This window comes from Endozoicomonas acroporae, from assembly GCF_002864045.1.
Taxonomy (GTDB): domain Bacteria; phylum Pseudomonadota; class Gammaproteobacteria; order Pseudomonadales; family Endozoicomonadaceae; genus Endozoicomonas; species Endozoicomonas acroporae.
Genome location: NZ_PJPV01000056.1, coordinates 38860 through 56429, shown reverse-complemented (window position 1 = coordinate 56429; position 17570 = coordinate 38860). Strand labels below are relative to the sequence as shown.

Annotated in this window: 12 protein-coding genes; 7 read left to right on the top strand and 5 right to left on the bottom strand. The window is 52.2% G+C overall.

Going from position 1 to position 17570, the window contains the following annotated elements; genetic code table 11:
• Positions 1-40: 40 nt before the first annotated feature.
• The 5 genes from nusA to rpsO all read left to right on the top strand — a co-directional run bounded on the left by nusA (position 41) and on the right by rpsO (position 6234).
• Positions 41-1534 (top strand): transcription termination factor NusA, encoded by a 1494-nt coding sequence (gene nusA, locus CX664_RS10020; RefSeq protein ID WP_101746602.1) that lies wholly within the window; start codon positions 41-43, stop codon positions 1532-1534.
• Between the two features lie 26 nt (positions 1535-1560).
• Positions 1561-4164, top strand: coding sequence for a translation initiation factor IF-2 (gene infB / locus CX664_RS10015; RefSeq protein WP_101746601.1), 2604 nt, complete (start codon positions 1561-1563; stop codon positions 4162-4164).
• Positions 4165-4323: 159 nt separating this feature from the next.
• Positions 4324-4722 (top strand): 30S ribosome-binding factor RbfA, encoded by a 399-nt coding sequence (rbfA, locus tag CX664_RS10010; protein WP_101746600.1) that lies wholly within the window; start codon positions 4324-4326, stop codon positions 4720-4722.
• Between the two features lie 3 nt (positions 4723-4725).
• Positions 4726-5802 (top strand): tRNA pseudouridine(55) synthase TruB, encoded by a 1077-nt coding sequence (gene truB, locus CX664_RS10005; protein WP_101746599.1) that lies wholly within the window; start codon positions 4726-4728, stop codon positions 5800-5802.
• A 162-nt stretch (positions 5803-5964) separates the two neighbouring features.
• Positions 5965-6234: a 30S ribosomal protein S15 gene (gene rpsO / locus CX664_RS10000; protein WP_101746598.1), complete on the top strand. Its 270-nt coding sequence runs from the start codon at positions 5965-5967 to the stop codon at positions 6232-6234.
• Positions 6235-6286: 52 nt separating this feature from the next.
• Here the strand turns inward: rpsO and CX664_RS26340 are convergent, their stop codons facing one another.
• Positions 6287-6433 carry a hypothetical protein gene (locus tag CX664_RS26340; RefSeq protein WP_163370465.1) on the bottom strand — a complete coding sequence of 49 codons (147 nt, stop codon included), beginning with the start codon at positions 6431-6433 and terminating at the stop codon, positions 6287-6289.
• A 126-nt stretch (positions 6434-6559) separates the two neighbouring features.
• Between CX664_RS26340 and pnp the strand changes: the two genes are divergently transcribed.
• Positions 6560-8689, top strand: a complete 2130-nt coding sequence (pnp, locus tag CX664_RS09995; RefSeq protein WP_101746597.1) for a polyribonucleotide nucleotidyltransferase — start codon at positions 6560-6562, stop codon at positions 8687-8689.
• A 380-nt stretch (positions 8690-9069) separates the two neighbouring features.
• Positions 9070-12219 carry a hypothetical protein gene (locus CX664_RS09990; RefSeq protein WP_145999929.1) on the top strand — a complete coding sequence of 1050 codons (3150 nt, stop codon included), beginning with the start codon at positions 9070-9072 and terminating at the stop codon, positions 12217-12219.
• Positions 12220-12474: 255 nt separating this feature from the next.
• On the opposite strand, the gene rpoD is transcribed toward CX664_RS09990, so the two are convergent.
• The 4 genes from rpoD to rpsU all read right to left on the bottom strand — a co-directional run bounded on the left by rpoD (position 12475) and on the right by rpsU (position 17465).
• Complete coding sequence (rpoD, locus tag CX664_RS09985) at positions 12475-14307, bottom strand: RNA polymerase sigma factor RpoD (RefSeq protein WP_101746595.1); 1833 nt, start codon at positions 14305-14307, stop codon at positions 12475-12477.
• 315 nt (positions 14308-14622) lie between these two features.
• Complete coding sequence (gene dnaG, locus CX664_RS09980) at positions 14623-16623, bottom strand: DNA primase (protein ID WP_101746594.1); 2001 nt, start codon at positions 16621-16623, stop codon at positions 14623-14625.
• A gap of 72 nt (positions 16624-16695) precedes the next feature.
• On the bottom strand, positions 16696-17145 hold the full coding sequence (locus CX664_RS09975) for a GatB/YqeY domain-containing protein (RefSeq protein WP_101746593.1): 450 nt from the start codon (positions 17143-17145) through the stop codon (positions 16696-16698).
• A 104-nt stretch (positions 17146-17249) separates the two neighbouring features.
• Positions 17250-17465 carry a 30S ribosomal protein S21 gene (gene rpsU / locus CX664_RS09970; protein WP_020582360.1) on the bottom strand — a complete coding sequence of 72 codons (216 nt, stop codon included), beginning with the start codon at positions 17463-17465 and terminating at the stop codon, positions 17250-17252.
• Positions 17466-17570 lie beyond the last annotated feature (105 nt).

Below are 17570 nucleotides of genomic sequence, written 5' to 3'. Positions count from 1 at the left end.
TCCATAGGCATGGACTGGTTCAGCATAGGCGAGGCAGAGCATGAGTAAAGAGATTCTGTTGGTCGTAGAGTCCGTATCCAATGAGAAGGGAGTACCGCCCGAGGTCATCTTTGAGGCGTTGGAAACCGCTCTGGCGACAGCGACCAAAAAACGGTACGAAACCGAAGTGGATATCCGGGTTGCGATCAACCGGGCTAATGGGGAATACGATACATTCCGTCGCTGGACTGTGGTCGCTGACGAGGATTTTGAGTTTCCCGGCATGCATCTGACTCTGGATGAAGGCAAGGAGCACGACGAGTCTCTTGAAATTGGTGGTATCTGGGAAGAGCCGGTTGAGTCGGTAGGCTTTGGCCGCATTGCCGCTCAGACAGCCAAGCAGGTGATTGTCCAGAAGGTGCGTGAAGCCGAGCGCCTGCAGATGGTTGAGCAGTACCGTGACAAAATGGGCACCCTGATTTCCGGTACCGTCAAGAAGACAACCCGTGACAGCATTATTGTTGATCTTGGCAATAACGCTGAGGCGGTTTTAAAGAAAGATCAGGTATTGCCTCGCGAGAACTTCAGAATGAGCGCCCATGTTCGGGCCCTGCTCCATGAAGTGTCCACCGAGGGGCGTGGTCCGCAGTTGATGCTGTCAAGAACAGCGCCAGCGATGCTGGTTGAGCTGTTCCGTATTGAAGTTCCTGAAATTTCCGAAGAAGTGATTGAGATCAAAGGTGCTGCCAGAGATCCGGGTTCACGGGCCAAGATTGCCGTGAAAACCAATGATGGCCGGATTGATCCGGTCGGTGCCTGTGTCGGTATGCGTGGTGCCCGTGTTCAGGCGGTCTCCGGTGAGCTGGGTAATGAGCGTGTTGATATCGTGCTTTACGATGACAACCCGGTGCAGTACGTGATTAATGCCATGCAGCCGGCCGAAGTGGCTTCAATCGTTGTCGATGAAGACAAAGGCACGATGGATATTGCGGTCAGTGAAGATAATCTGGCTCAGGCTATTGGCCGTGGTGGCCAGAATGTCCGCCTTGCCAGTGAGCTGACGGGCTGGATCCTGAACGTCATGACTGAAGAGGATGCCGCCGCCAAACAGCAGCAGGAAGCCGGTCGTGTGGTTCAGACCTTCAGGGAAAAGCTGGATGTCGATGATGATCTGGCTGGACTGCTGGTGGCAGAAGGTTTTACCTCCATGGAAGAGATTGCATACGTCCCTCTTGAGGAGATGTTGGCCATTGAAGGCTTTGATGAAGATATCGTTGAACAGTTGCGCTCAAGGGCCAAGGATCAGTTATTGACTCAGGCCATTGCCCAGGAAGAAAAGCTCGATGGTACCCAGCCTGCTGATGACCTTCTGAATATGGAAGGTATGGAGCAGCAACTGGCCTATGAGCTGGCCAGTCGCGGTGTCGTTACGATGGAAGACCTGGCTGAACAATCGATCGATGACCTTCTGGATATTGACGGAATGGATGAAGATCGGGCTGGTGAGCTGATCATGACGGCACGAAAACCGTGGTTTGAAGAAGCGGGTAACTGAGCGGGCCACTGAGAGGAGAAGTGTGAATGGCAGATGTAACCGTAGAGCAACTCGCAGCAGTGGTCGGCGCTCCAGTGGAGCGGTTGTTGCAGCAGATGAAAGACGCTGGTCTCACCAAAAGCAGCGCCAAAGAGTCTGTGTCCGATGCAGAAAAACAGCAGCTGCTGGCCCACCTGAAGCGAACTCATGGTGATGCCGGTACCGGTTCTGAACCGACCAGGATTACGCTGAAGCGTAAGACGGTCAGCCGCATGAAAGTGTCTGGTGGCAGTTCAGGCAAAAACAAAGTGGTGAACGTAGAAGTGCGTAAAAAGCGCACTTACGTCAAGCGCGAAGCCGCTGAAGAAACACCAAAAGCTGATGAAGCGGCGGCTCGTCCCGAAAAGCAGGAAGAGCGTGGCCAGCGTCGGGATGACCGTGTTCAGCGTAAAGATGATCGCGGCCCACGCCGGGATGATCGTGGTCAGAAAGATGAGCGCGGTGCGCGCAGTGATGACCGTGGCTCCCGTTCCGGTGAGCGCAGTGCCCGCCAGGGTGGTGAGCGTTCTGGCAGCGATCGTGGCCCACGTCCGGGTGGCGACCGTGGACCACGTCCGGGTGGTGATCGAGGTCAGCGCACCGGTGGCGCTCCGGCACCTTCGGCAGCACCTTCTTTTGGTGATACACCACCGCCGGCAGATGACCGCAAGTCCCGCAACAAGCGTGGCAGCAAGGGTAAAGATCGTCGTAATGACAATGACGATCTGCCGCGCCGTGGTAAAGGTGGTCGCAACGAGCGTGATGATCGCCGTGGCGGCAGTCGCAAGTTTGCCCGTACCATGGCACCTGAGTCCATGGCGGCTCACGGCTTTACCAAGCCAACAGCGCCGGTTGTTCGTGAAGTTTCCATCCCGGAAACCATCACGGTTGCAGAGCTGGCCAGCAAGATGGCCATCAAAGCGGCGGACGTTATCAAGGCCATGTTCAAAATGGGCTCCATGGTAACCATCAACCAGGTTATCGATCAGGATACTGCCAGTATCGTGGTTGAAGAAATGGGCCACAAATACAAGCTGACCAAGGCGGACGCCATCGAAGATACCCTGGTGGATGATCAGCTGGAAGATGTTGCTTACGAAGCCAGGCCCCGTGCGCCGGTAGTGACCGTTATGGGTCACGTTGACCACGGTAAGACCTCGCTGCTGGACTACATTCGTAAGAGTCGCGTTCAGGCTGGCGAAGCCGGTGGTATTACCCAGCACATTGGTGCCTACCACGTAGAAACAGATCGTGGCATGGTGTCCTTCCTGGATACGCCTGGACACGCGGCGTTTACCGCCATGCGTGCCCGTGGTGCCAAGGCGACGGATATCGTTATCCTGGTTGTTGCAGCAGACGACGGTGTCATGCCGCAGACCGAAGAAGCGGTGCAACACGCGAAAGCGGCTGGCGTACCTATCGTGGTTGCCGTGAACAAGATGGATAAGCCGGAAGCGGATCCGGATCGGGTGAAAAACGAGCTGTCTGCCCGTGACGTTATTCCTGAAGAGTGGGGTGGCGATACGCAGTTTATGCCAGTATCTGCCCTGACCGGTGAAGGTGTTGAAGATCTGCTGGAAGCGGTTATTCTTCAGGCCGAAGTGCTTGAGCTGACCGCTCCGGATGAAGGTCCTGCCCGTGGCGTCGTTGTTGAGTCCCGACTGGATAAAGGTCGTGGTCCTGTGGCCACCGTTCTGGTTCAGGGCGGTAAGCTGAATCAGGGTGATAATATCCTGGTGGGTCAGCAGTACGGTCGTGTACGTGCGATGCTGGATGAGAACGGCCAGCCTATCAAGGAAGCAGGTCCTTCTATCCCGGTAGAGATTCTGGGTCTGGATGGTACGCCGGATGCCGGTGATGAAATGCTGGTGGTTCGCGATGAGCGTAAAGCCCGTGAAATCGCCCTGTTCCGTCAAGGCAAGTTCCGCGAAGTCAAGCTGGCTCGTCAGCAGGCTTCCAAGCTGGAGAATATGTTCTCCAGAATGGGTACTGAAGATAAGAAGACGCTCAACATCGTCCTCAAGGCAGACGTACGAGGCTCCCTGGAGGCGCTGACCGCTTCTCTGGAAGAGCAGGGTAACGATGAGGTCGAAGTAAGGGTTATCTCTGGCGGTGTTGGTGGTATTACCGAAACCGATGCTAACCTGGCCCTGGCTTCCAACGCCGTTATTGTCGGCTTTAACGTTCGTGCCGATGCTTCTGCCCGTAAAGTGGTAGAGACTGAAGAGCTGGATCTGCGTTACTACAGTGTTATCTACGACATCATTGATGACGTTAAGAAAGCGCTGACCGGTATGCTGGGCTCCGATACCCGTGAACAGATCGTGGGTACTGCCGAAGTTCGTGAAGTATTCCGTTCACCGAAGTTTGGCGCTGTGGCTGGCTGTATGGTTATTGAAGGTACCGTGTACCGCAACGACCGTATCCGCGTGCTGCGTGATAACGTGGTGATCTACGAAGGTGAGCTGGAGTCTCTGCGTCGTTACAAGGATGATGTCAACGAAGTTCGTAACGGTATGGAGTGTGGTATCGCCGTTAAGAGCTACAACGACGTTAAGCCTGGTGACAAGATCGAGGTTTACAAGACGATTGAAGTACAGCGTACGCTTTAATTCGTTACGCGTGTGAATGTGAAATAGACGCCAGAGCCTGCGGTTTTTCCCGCAGGCTTTTTTAACCACAAAGGCACAAAGTCACAAAGGGAAGGATTGCTTTGTGTCTCTGTGCCTTTTGTGCCTTTTGGGTATTGTGGTTTTCGGAGTGAGTATTCAATGGCTAAAGAGTACAGTCGTACCCAGCGAGTAGCCGACCAGATTCAGAAAGAACTGGCTCAGCTGATTCAGCTGGAAATGAAAGATCCTCGTCTTGGCATGGTCACGGTCAGTGTGGTCGAAGTGAGTCGGGATCTCGCCTTTGCAGATGTTTATGTCTCGTTTCTTGGGGTGGATGACCAGGAAAAAATTGATCAATCCCTGGAGATATTAAGTCAGGCGGCGGGTTTTCTGCGTTCTCAGCTGGCCAGGGCCATCAAGCTGAGGTTTACCCCGCGACTCCGCTTTTACTATGACAACAGTCTGCGGCGCGGGGCTTATCTGTCCTCGCTGATCGATCAGGCAGTTGCCAAAGACGCTAAAGCGGATAAAGGCTCAGAAGAAGGTACCGAGGAGTAAGTCATGGCCAGAAGAGGTCGACGCGCTAATCGTGGCCGTCCGGTGGACGGCATTATTGTGGTTGATAAAGTGTATGGCGCTTCTTCCAACGAGGTGCTCCAGCGGGTGAAGCGGTTGTTTAATGCCGCCAAGGCGGGCCATACCGGCAGTCTTGATCCGCTGGCAACGGGCGTTTTACCCATCTGTCTGGGGGAGGCTACCAAGTTTTCCCAGTATTTGCTGGATTCTGATAAATCCTACCGCACCACCATGAAAATGGGAGTGAGAACCACCACGGGTGATCGGGAGGGGGAGATCGTCGAAGAGCGCCCGGTGACGGTTACCCGTTCTGATGTAGAGGCCATTCTGCACCAGTTCCGGGGTGACGTTGAGCAGGTACCCAGCATGTTCTCTGCGCTCAAGCACAACGGCAGACCATTGTACGAATATGCCCGGGAAGGGATCGAAATTGAGCGCCCTTCGCGCACCATTACCATTCATCGTCTGGAGCTGCTGGACTTTGATGGGGATGAGTGTGTCTTCGAGGTGGATTGCACCAAGGGAACCTATATCCGCACGCTGGTTGAAGATATTGGTGAGGCCCTGGGCTGCCTTGGTCATGTTGCTGAGCTGAAGCGCCTCAAGGCAGGCCCTTACACTGAGCATCAGGCGCACTCCCTGGATGAGCTGGCGGCCATGCGGGATGAAGCCCGTGAGTCGGCCCTGGATGTTGATCAGCGTATTGAGTTTGCCGAGCTGTCCGGACTGGCGGAGGAGCTGGGTCGTGACAAGCTGGAACCAGCGCAGTCAGAGCGCCTGAGGGAGTTGTCGAAAATCCGCAATAAGGCCGGTGATCGTGTTATTGATGACCTGTTGTTGCCTCAGGACAGCGCTGTCAGTGACTGGCCGCAGGTCAAACTGGGTGCAACCAGCAGTTATTATGTTTCCCAGGGGAATCCGGTCCAGGTGCCTCAGGCGCCGACATCCGGCAATGTCCGCATCTATGGCGTTGCTGAAGGTGTTGAAGGCGTGGTGTTCCTGGGTATTGGCGAAATTACCGATGATGGCCTGGTCGCACCCAAGCGTCTGGTCAAAGGCTGATTCAGCCTGAAATACGCGATTCCATTTGCCCCACTACTTAAATAGTTTTTTTGGACGCGTTCACAACATAGTGATAGAATTCGTCGCTTGTTTAAATGGCTGGCTGTAAATATGCACGGTCATGCCGGTTATCTGTATTGCATATTATCTGGAGATTGAACAATGGCTTTGACTGCTGAACAGAAAGCTGAAATCCTGAAGAAATTCGCTCGCACTGAAGGCGACACCGGTTCCCCTGAAGTTCAGGTGGCTCTGCTGACCGCTAACATCGAAGGTCTGCAGGGACACTTCAAGGCGAATCACAAGGATCATCACTCTCGTCGTGGTCTGATTCGCATGGTAAACCAGCGTCGTAACCTGCTGGACTACCTGAAGCGTAAGGATGTTGAACGTTACCGCAGCCTGATCCAGCTTCTGGGTCTGCGTCGCTAATCGTTTGATACAGTCATATTGGGTGGTGGTGTCTTGATATCACCTCCCACAGTCAAGGCACCGCGAGCTGCACTATCTGTGGCTGGCGGTGTTTTGTTATTTGCGGGTTGAGAATGTTGTCAGCCCGGGCATTATCTCTCTGCGGGTTGCGACTGCCGGGCTCTGTTTTCTCTGGTAGTCTTGGACAAGAATTACTCATGCCTGCACTCTGTCTGCATGGGGTGCAATTCAGAGACTTCGATTCAGAGGTCTCTGAATTGCATCCATCTCTATGACAGTGTGGATGCAGGTGGGGTGATATCGTTTGGTAATAAAGGAAAATAACGTGAGTATTGCTCCAAAAGCATTGACAAAGACTTTCCAGTTCGGTGAACACACCGTGACGCTGGAAACTGGACGGGTTGCCCGTCAGGCCACCGGTGCCGTGCTGGCAACCATGGGTGAGCTGCAGGTTCTGGCAACGGTAGTGGGCGCTAAAAGTGCCCGTGATGGTCAGGACTTTTTCCCGTTATCCGTTCACTACCAGGAAAAGGTGTACGCGGCGGGTAAAATTCCCGGCGGTTTCCTGAAGCGTGAAGGTAAGGCCAGCGAAAAAGAGACGCTGACTTCCCGTCTGATTGACCGTCCTATCCGTCCGCTGTTCCCGAAAGGTTTCATGAACGAAGTTCAGGTGATCATCACGGTAATGTCGGTGGATAAAAAGAACGATCCTGACATTCTGGGCATGATTGCCACATCTGCGGCCCTGGCTATTTCCGGTATTCCCTTTGCCGGTCCTGTGGGTGCTGCCCGTGTTGGTTTCACTGAAGACGACGGTTACATTCTCAACCCATCTTTCGAGCAGATGAAAAAGTCTGAGCTGGACATGGTGGTTGCCGGTACCAGCGAAGCTGTGCTGATGGTTGAGTCCGAAGCGCAGGAACTGACAGAAGATGAAATGCTGGGTGCGGTTCTGTTTGCCCAGCAGGAGTATCAGGCGGTTATTGCTGCCATTAAAGAGTTTGCTGCAGAAGCCGGTAAGCCAACCTGGGACTGGCAGCCAGAGCCAGAAAAAACGGCAGTGAAAGAAGCCGTTGCTGCTGGCTTTGAGCAGAAAATTCGAGAGGCCTATGGCATCACCATCAAGCAGGAGCGCAGCAACAAGCTGGCGGAACTGCGCGCTGAAGCTGAAGCTGAGCTGGTTGGCGAAGACCAGGGCAAATTCAGTGCGGATGATGTTCAGACCTACTTCAGCAAACTGGAGAAGTCCGTCGTCCGTGGCAACATCATTAACGGTCAGCCACGTATCGATGGTCGTGATACCAAAACCGTTCGCCCGATCACAGTCGAAGTGGGCGTTCTGAAAAAGACCCACGGTTCCGCCCTGTTCACCCGTGGTGAAACTCAGGCTATCGTCACCACCACGCTGGGTACTGCCCGTGATGCGCAGTTTATCGATGCCCTGGAAGGTGAAAGCCGTGACCCGTTCATGCTGCATTACAACTTCCCTCCCTACTCTGTAGGCGAGGCTGGTCGTATGGGTCCTCCGGGACGCCGTGAAATCGGCCATGGTCGTCTTGCCCGTCGTGGTATTCAGGCAGTACTGCCCGGTGAAGAAGAGTTCCCTTATACCATCCGTGTGGTGTCTGAAATTACCGAATCCAATGGTTCCAGCTCCATGGCTTCCGTCTGTGGCTCTTCCCTGGCGCTGATGGATGCCGGTGTGCCGCTGAAAGCACCGGTTGCCGGTATCGCCATGGGTCTGGTTAAGGAAGGCGAGCAGTTTGCAGTTCTGACCGATATTCTGGGTGATGAAGATCACCTGGGTGATATGGACTTTAAAGTGGCCGGAACTGCCCACGGCGTTACGGCGCTGCAGATGGACATCAAGATTGCCGGTATCACTGAAGAGATCATGGATATCGCCCTTGACCAGGCTCTGCATGCGCGTCTGCATATCCTGGCCGAGATGAATAAAGTCATCGCCCGTTCCCGCAGTGAACTGTCGCCAAACGCACCAATGACCATGACCCTGAAGATTGATCAGGACAAGATTCGTGATGTTATTGGTAAGGGTGGTGCCACTATCCGTTCTATCTGTGAAGATACCGGTGCATCGGTTGATATTGCTGACGACGGCACCGTTAAAATTTATGGTGAGACCCGGGAAGCCTGTCAGGCAGCTTATGACCGTGTCTACGGCGTCACTGCTGAAGCGGAAATCGGCAAGATTTACAACGGTACGGTAACTCGCATTGTCGAGTTTGGTGCTTTTGTTAATATCCTGCCAGGTCAGGATGGTCTGGTGCATATTTCCCAGATTGCTGATCATCGGGTTGAGAACGTTGCTGACTACGTCAAGATGGGACAGAAGCTTGAAGTGGTTGTGATGGATCTGGATAACCGTGGTCGTATTAAGCTGAGCATGAAAGAAGTTGCTCGTATTAAAGAGCAGCAGGCTGCAGCGGCTGAGTAATCACCGCTGCAAAGAGGCTGGCCTCAGTGCCAGTCTCTCTCAATCTCTGGTTACATATTAGAATTTTCTCCTGCTCCCTGATGGGGTTATACCAATTCCACCTTCTAAATATGAACTGCGCAGCCATTTTGAACAGCTGGATCTTCGTTGGAATTCCTCGCAATAGCTCTGCTATTACTCGTCATTCCGCCTTGCCCAGCTGTCCAAAATGACTTGCTCGATCTCATATTTAGAAGGCGGAATTGGTATTATTCTGTGACCCGCGAGAAAAATGAGAGTCACTTTTTCCCCGACTAAGGTTAGTCTGCCTGTGTTTAACCCACAGGCAGTGGAACCTAATAATCCTCTTGAGGTCAAACTTCGGTATTTATAGTCCAGGCGTGCAGGGCTTTATTCTGAAGGCATCATCATCAACCGACCCCCATCCAAAAGCAGCTAGAGTTGACCAGCAAGTCGGTTCAAGCGGTATTCCTGAAAGCTCCAGAAACAGATTTAACGGTAAAAGAGTCTATCAGACTCATAAAAATGCAGCCTCAACGCTGAATGATGGCAAGGATATTGAGGATGCCTTTTGGCAAAAAAAACTATTGCAAGGACGTCAAATCACCCCGGCTGATGTGCTCACAGCTTATAGCAATGATACAACGTCTCTCAGGGGGGGGTTATTCCTTGAGAGGCTTTGCTTAAAGAACACTCTTTATAACAATCGAAAAGTTATCCCGGATCAGGTCATTCAGGAATTCAACCGGAAGCCAGATTTAAATAAGTACAAATTAGCGATAGCGCGCTTCAAATCGGAATGTTGTATGAGGGGGCGGCTATTGCATGGCCAGCAGGTCACGCCGGATGTGGTGGTGAAAGATTATCAGGCAGCCAAAGCATCACTGGAACTGGCCCGTTTCAAGCAACTCTGTTGCCTGAGGGGGTTGCTATTGAATGGTCATCAGGTCAGGCCGGATGCAGTGGCTAAGGATTTTTCGGGTAGTCCCGAAGGCAAACTGGGACTGGCGCGCTTCAAAGCGGAATGTTGCTTGAGGGGCCTGTTATTGAATGGCCAGCAAGTCACTCCGGATGCGGTTGTTAAGGATTATCAGGCAGTCAGTGCAACACTTGAGTTGGCGCGTTTTAAGGCGGAGTGTTGCTTGAGGGGACTACCGTTGAATGGCCAGCAAGTCACACCGGATGAAGTGGTTAAGGCTTTCCCGTGTGGCCCGCAAGGCAAGCTGGGGATAGTGCGCTTTAAAGTGGAATGTTGCCTGAGGGGGTTGCCATTGAATGGCCGACCGGTCACACCGGAGGCGGTGGTTAAGGATTATCAGGCAATCAAGGCAACACTGGAGCTGGCTCGCTTTAAATCGGAGTGTTGCCTGAGAGGCCTGCGATTGAATGGCAAGCGGATCTCACCGGATGTGGTGTTTAAGGGTTATCAGGCTGCCAGTGCAACATTGGAGCAGGCGCGCTTCAAAGAGGCATGTTGCCTGAAGGGCTTGCTGTTGAAAGGCCAGCAGGTCAAACCTGAGGCGGTCGTTAACGGTTATCAGGCAGCCAAGGCAGCATTGGATTTGACGCGCTTCAAAGAGCGATGTTGCTTGAACGGCGTGCCGTTAATGGGGCAGCAGGTCACACCCGATGAGGTGGTTAAGGGGTTTGAGGAGGCCAGAGCAACACTGGAGCTGCCGCGCTTCAAAGAGGAATGCTGCCTGAGAGGGCTGCCGTTGAATGGCCAGCCGGTTACACCGGATACGGTCATTAAGGATTTCCCGGACAATTCGAGAGGCAGGCTGGGGATAGCGCGCTTCAAACAGGAATGTTGCCTTAGGGGGGTGGCGTTGAATGGCCGACTGGTTGAAGCGGAGGCAGTGGTTAAGGATTATGAAGACGGTGGCTGGTTAATGGAAAGAGCTTTTTTTTATGTACAGCTGGCATTGACGGCAAGAGAATTGAACGGTGCCTGTCTGGATAACCGGCAAGTGTTAGAAGCATTTAATGAAGTACCCGGCGGTCATGCTGTAAAGCAAGCCGGGTATCTGATTCAAAAGTTGCAACAACCCAGGCATTATGATGAAAACAATGCAGCTCAGGAGATGCTTCAAGAGGCCTGGCGAATCTTAAACAACGCATCCCATAAAGACGACCAGCAACAACGACTGCAATGTCAATTGCAATTCATGGCTATGCACTATGGGCTGTCAATTGATCATCAGAGAGTGTCAGCAGAGCAGGTATTGCAATCCATCAAACGACTGAGAAACTCGTTTCAGAATTCACGCATCCATTTCTTCTTCCTGGCGCATTGTTGTATTACAAGACAGTCGGTTAATGGGCGATACGTCCATAAGAATCAGGTTCTGGAGTGTCTTCAGCGTTTTTCTGAAGGAAGCAAGATACGCCATGCTCTGGGCTTCTGGTTTGAACAATGCAGCTGTGAAGCCAATATAATGGATAATATGCTGTTTAAACGAGAAAATACCGTTGTCCGTGGTCGTGATAGTCATCAAGAATGCTCAGCCTGTGTCAGTCAAGCTGAGGCTTCTGTTGCTGTCAGTAGAGAGCACCCCGGATCACCTGAACAGTATACTGACAACGCCTGGCTTGACTGTTTTTCCACAGATGGAAACGGGTGTTCAGCCAATCTTGACAAAGGAGGCCCACTTCCTTGTCAGGATACTTATTTAAATTCAATAACGCTGAAAACACTGGAGATTATTCAGGAAATCAATAATTCTTATACCGACCCTCCCATTCTGGTTACCGGTTCATACGCACGCTTTTTACAGAATCTCCACTCATCATTTGATGAGATTGACATTATCTGCACGAAAGAAGCATCTGTCAGAACCCTTTTTGACAAGCTGCAGGCACTGAATACCGACAGTGAGTCAGACATCCCTCAAAGTGTCATCATCTGGCCTGTCCCGGAATGTCAGGCGATGAAATTGCCAAAGGCCTACAGTATTCATCTTAAAGACGGTGATCTGGGGATAAAGGCAATGGGTTTTGAGGTTTATGTTGACGCCAGAGTAACCGATGGAAAGGCATCACGATTGCCCGTTCTCGTTCCTGGCGTTGAGAGGCCGGTATGGTGTTTGTTGTTTGCTGAAGAGACCAGATTGCTGAACGATACGCTGCAATATCTCACGGATAACCTTGATCAGCTGACAGAGCAATTGCACAAAGGCGCAGCATTCGACCTGCCTCGAACCATTCTGTTTCACAACCCCCAAAACACCGGGGAGCGTATTTATGGTTTGCTGATAGGCTGTCTGCTTATCCTGAATAAAGCCAAACAGTTTATTGCCCTGCACTCTGAAGGAAAACCTGGCTGCCGACCTAGCCAGCTTCAGGAAGAATATCAACGCCTTCATGCGCTGACTGAGCATCTGCAAATGAAATTGGCTCACCATGTTTGCCGTCATGATTTTGAGCACAGAGTTAACGACTGGTTATCAACAACCCGGCCTGTGAATGAGTGTGAGGTCAAGAGGAAGGAGACTGTCGAGGAACTGCTTACGCTGATGAAGCCTGCATAAGAGCGGCTAGATTCCACTCATTGAGCATTTGGTCACACTAGGAGGCTGTCCGAGAATAGCGCCCATAGCGAGGATGGCAGAAAATTGATGATAAAAAGTCGGAAATTTTTAGTGAATAGTGGTTCTATTTACTAAAAATTTCCGACTTTCTAGACCAATTTGCTGTCACCGCAGTAGGGCAGTCTATTCTCGGACAGCCTCCTAGGTGCAAGCCATAAAAAAAGCACCGTGTGGTGCTTTTTTTATGGCTGATGATTACTCATCAAGGAAGCTGCGGAGGTGATCCGAGCGCGTTGGATGACGCAGTTTTCTCAGGGCCTTGGCTTCAATCTGACGAATACGCTCACGGGTAACGTCGAACTGCTTGCCCACTTCTTCCAGCGTGTGGTCGGTGTTCATATCGATACCGAAGCGCATTCTCAGTACCTTGGCTTCACGAGCGGTGAGGCCAGCCAGAACCATGCGGGTAGATTCCTTCAGGCCTTCACCGGTTGCCCGGTCGATAGGCGACTGCATGGTAGCATCTTCAATAAAGTCACCCAGGTGCGAATCTTCATCATCACCAATGGGTGTCTCCATGGAGATAGGCTCTTTGGAGATCTTCAGTACCTTACGAATCTTGTCTTCGGGCATATCCATGCGTACAGCCAGTTCGTCCGGTGTGGGTTCCCGGCCCATCTCCTGCAACATCTGTCGTGAGATCCGGTTCAGCTTGTTGATGGTTTCAATCATGTGAACCGGAATACGGATGGTGCGGGCCTGGTCTGCGATCGATCGGGTAATCGCCTGACGAATCCACCAGGTGGCATAGGTCGAAAACTTGTAACCACGGCGATATTCGAACTTGTCCACCGCCTTCATCAGACCGATGTTGCCTTCCTGAATCAGGTCAAGGAACTGCAGGCCGCGGTTGGTGTATTTCTTGGCAATAGAAATAACCAGACGAAGGTTGGCCTCAACCATCTCTTTTTTGGCGCGGCGGGCACGGGCTTCGCCAAGGGACATTTTACGGTTGATGTCTTTTATCTGGACCAGGGAAAGATCAAACTCTTTCTCAATATTGGCCAGCTTTTTCTGGGCACGAACAATCTCTTCGCGATAGTTCTGCAAAGCATCTATGTAACCGCCGCTGCCAGCGGCCAGTTCATCGATCCAGCCAAGGTTGGTTTCGTTGCCCGGAAATGCCTTAAGGAAGATCTTGCGGGGCATTTTGGATTTGCGAACACACAGCTGCATGACCGCGCGTTCGTTATCACGGATGCGCTCCACGGCATTGCGGATTCGGAACACCAGCATGTCGAAGATGCGTGGCACCAGCTTCAGCGGCATGAAAGCTTCGGCCAGTTCTTCAAGTGCTGCCTGGCTGTTATCACGACCATGAGTGGCAATAGCCTTGGTGGCTTTTTCCAGGGCATCTCTCAGAAGGGTGAAGCGCTCTCTGGCCTCTTCCGGGTCGAGTCCGCTATCGCCCTCTTCTTCGCTATCTTCATCACCATCACCATCACCATCATCGTCATCAAGTGAATCGTCGATTTCGATATCGTTATCATCGGTATTGGTGATCTCAGTATTGTCGTCGGGATCTATATAGCCGCTGATAACGTCGGTGAGGCGACCTTCTTCTTCGGTAAGGCGGTCATACTCGTCGAGGACAATCTGGGCAGAACCGGGGAATTGAGCCAGTGCCGACATGACTTCACGCCAGCCTTCCTCGATGCGCTTGGCAATCTGGATTTCGCCCTCACGGGTTAACAGCTCTACGGTACCCATTTCCCGCATGTACATGCGGACAGGATCAGTGGTTCTTCCTGCTTCCTGTTCGACGGCGGCAAGCGCTGCGGCTGCTTCTTCGGCGGCAGCTTCATCGGTGTCGGCTTCAGCCATGAGCAGGGTATCGGCGTCGGGAGCGGTCTCGTAGACGCTGATACCCATGTCATTGATCATGCGGATAATATCTTCCACCTGATCAGGATCGGAAATATCTTCCGGAAGATGGTCATTAACCTCCGCGTAAGTCAGGTACCCCTGTTCCTTACCACGGGCGATAAGCTCTTTTAATCTGGATTGTTGTTGCGAATTTGCTGACATATCAACCCTTCAACAGCGGATATTGACGAACCGGACAAAAAAACGTAAGCAGGCAATTATAGCTCATAAACTGGGTATAGTACCACAGGGCAGCGGCCCGACTTGGTTGGACGAGGTACCGGAATGCATTCCATGACGCGGGTTACCTTTCCTTGGTGTTTTCAGACCGGGTTTGAATTAGAAATGTGGCCAATAATGCAGTTCCACGGGACACAGTGAAATTCAAGTATACCTAATATTTTTTGTTGTGCAGTTATTTTTTTATGCATGGATTCGAGGAATCGGTTGCATTTGTCTGACACTACCAAAAAAAGATTAACTTTCCCCATTTTTTTCGTGGTGGTTGCCGGGTGATTTGTCGGTTGCCTGCTGCTGGGTCATCTGCTCTCTGAACGCTTCCTGATGTTGACGGAACTGCTGGCGAAGTTCTTCGTTAATTTGTCCCGGCTTTTTGTTCTGGAAGCTCTGGATAAGTGATTTGTACAGGTTCTTCTGATGGTTTAATCCTGCTTTCCTGCGAATGCTGGCCAGGGTTTCCAGAAACTCATCCCGGTGCGCGGTGGTGCCGTGATCCAGGGCTGCGAGGGCTTGCAGGCGTTGTCCTTTCTCTGTGTCGTACCATTGGGCAATAAGCGTGCTGGCTTTCAGTGACGGCTCTTTTTTCAGGATGGTTAACAGGTCGATCAGTAATTGACTGTCACTGTCGTTTTCCAGTTTCAGGTGGTCAAATGGCTCGGAAACTTCCCGGGCAAACTCCGGATTACACAATAACTGTCGTATGGCATAACCGCAGGTCACCAGTCTGGCTGAGTTGGTCAGATGGCGGGTTGAAGGCCTGCGTGAAATCTCAGGTGTGTTATAGCTCGGGTGTTCTTCTGGTGCGTACTGTCTTTCTTCGTAGTCTGCATTGTAGAAAGGCGCTGGCTCATAATGACCATGATGCACCTGTGCTTCCTGGCTGACGTTGCGTGTTTCCGGCTCTGGTCGGCTTGTGGATAACTCTCTGGTGCGGGCACTTTCCTGAAAGTGAGCTTCCAGGTAGTGTGTATCCAGTCCTGTTCGGTCTGAGAGCTTTTTCACCAGCAACTGACGAAACAAGCCTTCCGGCAGTTTATCAAGATAAGGTTGAGCCAGTTTGGCCAAACGGGCACGACCATCCATGGTGGTCAGATCCAGCTCTGACTCCAGTTCCCGGAACAGTAAGTTATCCAGGCTGATGGCCTGGCTCTTGATTCGCTCAATAAAGCTTTCGGAGCCTTCCTTGCGAACCATGCTATCCGGATCTTCGCCCTGTGGCAGAAACAGGAAACGGGCCTGACGACCATCCTGCATGTTGGACAGTGTCGATTCCAGTGCACGCCACGCCGCCCGTCGACCGGCATCATCGCCATCAAAGCAGAAAATAACTTCAGGCACCACTTTGAACAGTCGCTGCATATGGTCAGGGGTGGTGGCTGTGCCAAGGGTTGCCACCGTGTTGGTGATTCCCTGTTGGGCCAGTGCCACCACATCCATATACCCTTCAACCACCAGGATCCGGCTCAGCTTGCGGTTGGCCTGCCGGGCTTCAAACAGCCCGTAAAGCTCTTTGCCTTTGTGAAAAACCGGGGACTCGGGAGAGTTCAGATACTTGGGTTTCTCATCGCCCAGAACCCGGCCGCCAAACGCAATGTAGCGCCCCCGGCTATCCCGGATAGGGAAAATGATGCGTTCCCGGAAGCGATCATACACCGTATTGCGGTCTTCATTTTTGACCAGCATGCCGGTGGTGATCAGCTGTTGCTCTTTTTCTGGTGAGGTGGCCAGCTCTTTTTTCAGGTTGTCCCAGCCCGGCGGTGCAAAGCCGATGGCAAAGTGCTGGCAGGTTTGTGGATCAAGCCCCCGGTTTTTCAGATAGTGGGATGCCCTTGGGGATTGTTCATGCTGTTTCAGCTGGCGGCTATAGAAGTCCACTGCGCGATCCAGCAGATTGTAGAGTTCGCTGTGGTCCGGGCCCCGTTGCCGGTGCGGGTTTTCTTCCCTGGGGACTTCCAGGCCCAGCTGTCCTGCCAGGGTGTCAACCGCTTCAGGAAAGTCCAGGTGGTCGTGGTCCATAACAAAGCCAACGGCGTTGCCACTGGCTCCGCAGCCAAAGCAGTAGTAGAACTGCTTGTCAGGACTTACCGTAAAGGATGGGGTCTTTTCTTTATGGAAAGGGCAGCAGGCAGAGTAGTTGCGACCGGTTTTTTTCAGCTTAACCCGGTGATCGATAACATCGACGATATCAATGCGGGTCAGGAGGTCATCAATAAAATACTGGGGAATCCGTCCGGCCATGGTGGAGTGCTGCGCCTGAAACAGAAAAGAAAATAACTATTGGATAGATACTATCACCCGTCAGGGTGAGTGTCAGCTTAACCGGGATTTAACGATTTTGCTGATGGATGACATGTCCGCCCGACCCTGCGCCTGTGGTTTAACAATGCCCATCACCTTGCCCATGTCGGCCATGCCGGAGGCACCGGTGCTGTTAATGGCGAGGTCGACCAGTTCGGAGATTTCTGTTTCTGATAGTGGGGTGGGGAGAAAGTCAGCAAGAACCTCAAGTTCCAGCTTTTCCTGTTCGGCAAGATCGGTGCGCCCGGCAGACTCGAACTGTTCAATGGCATCGCGACGCTGCTTTACCATTTTGTCCAGCACTGCCAGGGCGCGTTGATCGTCTAGTGATTTTTCATCGACTTCAATTCGCTTCAGTTCGGCCAGAGCCAAACGGATAGTACCCAGTCGTGGTTTGTCGCGATTGCGCATGGCATCCTTCATGGCTTCTGTCAGTTGATCCCTGACAATGCAATCACTCATGACACGTTCCTTTTTACCTGATGTTAAGGTTGGTGGGTTCAAAGCTCAATGGTAGTCAACGCGTAAATCACCGGATTGAAGCAACCGACGTTAGGGGCAGTTGATCAATACAGACGCTCACGACGACGCTGCTCGCGCTGCAGTTTTTTAAGATGACGCTTAACAGCAGCAGCGGCCTTGCGCTTGCGAACGGTAGTTGGCTTCTCGTAGTGCTCACGACGACGAACTTCAGCCAGGATACCAGCTTTTTCACAAGAGCGCTTGAAACGGCGCAGGGCTACGTCAAACGGTTCATTCTCTTTAACTTTAACAGCAGGCATGCAGAGATCACCTTCCTTTTAATAACAAATGTTGACCATGAATCCGCCCCGGTCAGTGCGACTGAAGGCTAAAAAACTCACGGCTGGATTACAGCCAATGCTGCG

Bases quoted from the DNA above. Each gene is read 5' to 3' on its own strand.
- CX664_RS26340 (WP_163370465.1), bottom strand. From the start codon at position 6,433: ATGAGTAATTCTTGTCCAAGACTACCAGAGAAAACAGAGCCCGGCAGT.
- rpsO (WP_101746598.1), top strand. From the start codon at position 5,965: ATGGCTTTGACTGCTGAACAGAAAGCTGAAATCCTGAAGAAATTCGCT.
- rpoD (WP_101746595.1), bottom strand. From the start codon at position 14,307: ATGTCAGCAAATTCGCAACAACAATCCAGATTAAAAGAGCTTATCGCC.
- truB (WP_101746599.1), top strand. From the start codon at position 4,726: ATGGCCAGAAGAGGTCGACGCGCTAATCGTGGCCGTCCGGTGGACGGC.
- dnaG (WP_101746594.1), bottom strand. From the start codon at position 16,623: ATGGCCGGACGGATTCCCCAGTATTTTATTGATGACCTCCTGACCCGC.
- nusA (WP_101746602.1), top strand. From the start codon at position 41: ATGAGTAAAGAGATTCTGTTGGTCGTAGAGTCCGTATCCAATGAGAAG.
- CX664_RS09975 (WP_101746593.1), bottom strand. From the start codon at position 17,145: ATGAGTGATTGCATTGTCAGGGATCAACTGACAGAAGCCATGAAGGAT.
- rpsU (WP_020582360.1), bottom strand. From the start codon at position 17,465: ATGCCTGCTGTTAAAGTTAAAGAGAATGAACCGTTTGACGTAGCCCTG.
- infB (WP_101746601.1), top strand. From the start codon at position 1,561: ATGGCAGATGTAACCGTAGAGCAACTCGCAGCAGTGGTCGGCGCTCCA.
- rbfA (WP_101746600.1), top strand. From the start codon at position 4,324: ATGGCTAAAGAGTACAGTCGTACCCAGCGAGTAGCCGACCAGATTCAG.